The sequence below is a fragment of the Mesorhizobium sp. M4B.F.Ca.ET.017.02.2.1 genome (assembly GCF_003998955.1).
Classification (GTDB): Bacteria; Pseudomonadota; Alphaproteobacteria; order Rhizobiales; family Rhizobiaceae; genus Mesorhizobium; species Mesorhizobium abyssinicae.
Window position 1 is genome coordinate 1 of record NZ_RZOF01000546.1, and the last position, 2,454, is coordinate 2,454.

3 protein-coding genes and 1 pseudogene are annotated in these 2,454 nt (G+C 65.4%); all 4 read left to right on the forward strand.

Annotation, left to right across the window (positions count from 1 at the left end; translation table 11 throughout):
- Positions 1 to 14: 14 nt before the first annotated feature.
- Positions 15 to 470, forward strand: a pseudogene (locus EN738_RS33545) (response regulator); the annotation flags it as partial.
- Positions 471 to 667: 197 nt separating this feature from the next.
- Positions 668 to 832: a DUF1328 domain-containing protein gene (locus tag EN738_RS33550; RefSeq protein WP_127287283.1), complete on the forward strand. Its 165-nt coding sequence runs from the start codon at positions 668 to 670 to the stop codon at positions 830 to 832.
- Positions 833 to 1,001: 169 nt separating this feature from the next.
- Positions 1,002 to 2,036, forward strand: coding sequence for a PAS domain-containing sensor histidine kinase (locus EN738_RS33555; RefSeq protein WP_127287284.1), 1,035 nt, complete (start codon positions 1,002 to 1,004; stop codon positions 2,034 to 2,036).
- A 148-nt stretch (positions 2,037 to 2,184) separates the two neighbouring features.
- Positions 2,185 to 2,364, forward strand: coding sequence for a hypothetical protein (locus tag EN738_RS33560; protein ID WP_127287285.1), 180 nt, complete (start codon positions 2,185 to 2,187; stop codon positions 2,362 to 2,364).
- Positions 2,365 to 2,454: the final 90 nt, after the last annotated feature.

Sequence of the window (2,454 nt, forward strand, 5' to 3'; positions counted from 1 at the left end):
AAGAGTAGGCGGGCGAGGTCCTGGATGCCGGCGACCAGGAATTCTCCGACCTGCTCGCCCAGGCGAGCAACGAGATTTCCCGCCAGGTCGCGACCGACGTCCTGATCATCGAGGACGAGCCGCTGATCGCCATGGACATCGAGGAGATGGTCGAGAGCCTCGGCCATCGTGTCGTCGGCACCGCGCGCACCCATGCCGAGGCGGTGACGATTTTCGGCAAGACCAGGCCGAAGATGGTGCTGGCCGACATCCAGCTCGCCGACGGCAGCTCAGGCATCGAGGCCGTGAACGAGATCCTGTCCTCGACGCCGGTGCCGGTGATCTTCATCACCGCTTTTCCGGAGCGTCTGCTGACCGGCGAGCGGCCGGAACCGGCCTTCCTGGTCACCAAACCGTTCAACCCGGACATGGTCAAGGCGCTGATCAGCCAGGCGCTGTTCTTCGATCGGCAGGCCAAGGCCGCGGCGTAATCCAGGGGCGCCGCGCGCGCCTGGGCCATCCGCCATTCCACTCGAGAATGAAGCTTTCGGCGCGTCTGCGACGGGCGTCGCCGAGAGGCTTGGGAATTCGCGTCTCACCCCCCTTCCAGGGATCGTCTTTTTCGGCAAAGGGTGGAACAAACGCCAACCACCCACGTTTTTACCGCAGCATAGGAAGGAGACGGATCATGCTTTACTGGGCGCTCGTTTTTCTCGTCGTGGCGATCATCGCCGGTGCGCTTGGTTTCGGCGGCATCGCCGGCACCTCCGCCGGCATCGCGCAGATACTGTTCTTCATCTTCCTCGCGTTCCTGATCATCTCGCTGGTCGCCGGCCTGTTCAGAAGGGCGTGACGGCGAGGCTCGACCGAACACTGGAAGCCGCACCCCTCAAACGGTTTCCAGCCACCGCCGGGCGGTATCCTCCAACGAGATGCCGCTCGGCGGACCGCATCTGGATCCTCATTTTCGGGAACCCATTTTGCAATAAGCCGTTCAGCTTGAGCTCGGTGGCAAGCGATCGATGCGTTCCAAGGCCTCAAACATGAGCGACAACAGACAGGGCGAAGAGGTCATCGCCCTGCATCCGGCCGAAAGCGGAATGCAGCTTGGCCGGGCCCTGCTTCACGCGCTGCACAATGCCGGCATTTCCGTTCTCTATCAGGACCGCGAGATGAAGACGGTCTGGGCGCGCAACATGCGCGCGCCGTGGGCCACCGACACGGCCGACAGCAACGGCATATTGCCGCCCGCCCAGGCCGAGCGCATCGCCGCCGCCAAACGCGGCGTCATTGCCTCCGGCAAGCCGGAGCGGCTCGAGCTTGGCGTGCCGGGCGACGACGGCGTGCGCTGGTTCCAGGTCTGGATCGACGCCGACCACGGCGAGGGCGGCGAAGTGCAGGGCATCGTCACCACCATGGTCGAGACCACCGAGCAAAGGCGACGCGAGCAAACGCTGAAGACGCTGCTGCGCGAGGTCAGCCACCGCTCGAAGAACCTGCTCGCCATCATCCAGAGCATCGCCACCCAAACCGGCCGCTATTCCGGAGCATCGGGTGATTTCCTGCCGCGCTTTCGCGGCCGGCTGCAGTCGCTGGCCTCCTCGCAGGATCTGGTCACCTCCTCCAATTGGCGGGGCGCAGCCCTTCACGAGCTCGTCTCCGGCCAGGTTGGCCGCTACGCCGCCGACCCGGAGCGCAGCCTGCGCCTCGAGGGCGAGAACCCCTATCTCAACCCCAACGCCGCCCTGCATGTCGGTCTGGCCATGCATGAGCTTGCCGTCAATTCGGTGAGCTATGGCGCCCTGTCGCGGCCGGACGGGCGCGTCGAGCTGACCGCGAGGCTGACGACCGACGCCGGCGGCGAGCCGGCCTTGTCGCTGACATGGTGCGAAGCCATCGGCGCCCGCGACGTCAGTAGCAGCGAGAAGCGTTTCGGCAGCGTCGCCCTGGAACGGGTCGTGCCGGCATCGCTCAACGGCACGGCGACACTCGAAATCATCGGCGATCGCCTCGAATATCGCCTCGTCATCCCCAAGGGCAATTTTGCCACGGACTGACTTGCTCGGCGCCGCGCCACGGGCGCGCCGGCAAGACCCTTAACCGGCTGTTCACCATAAAGTCCGATGCTGTTCTTCCCAGATGGCGCTGCAACTTGCCAGGGCCGGAGGCCCTCGCCGGTTGCAGCGCGACAGGGAGGGTGGGTCCGTGACGGTTGCCGACATGAACAGGCTGGAGCAGGCCGCTCGCGTCTCGATGAGCGGGTTCCAGGATGCCGAAGCTCCGGCCTCGGCCTCATCCAGCGTCTCCCATCACCTGCTTCGCCTGGCCGCTGCCGTCATCCTGCTCGCGGCCATCGCGCTGACGCTGGCGATGCAGTTCAGCTGACGTCCCGCCATCTGCTCGCTCCCGCCCGCCAATTATTCGAGGGCGACACCGCTGCCGCAGGAACTTTGCCGGTTTTGCTCCGTTCTTGTG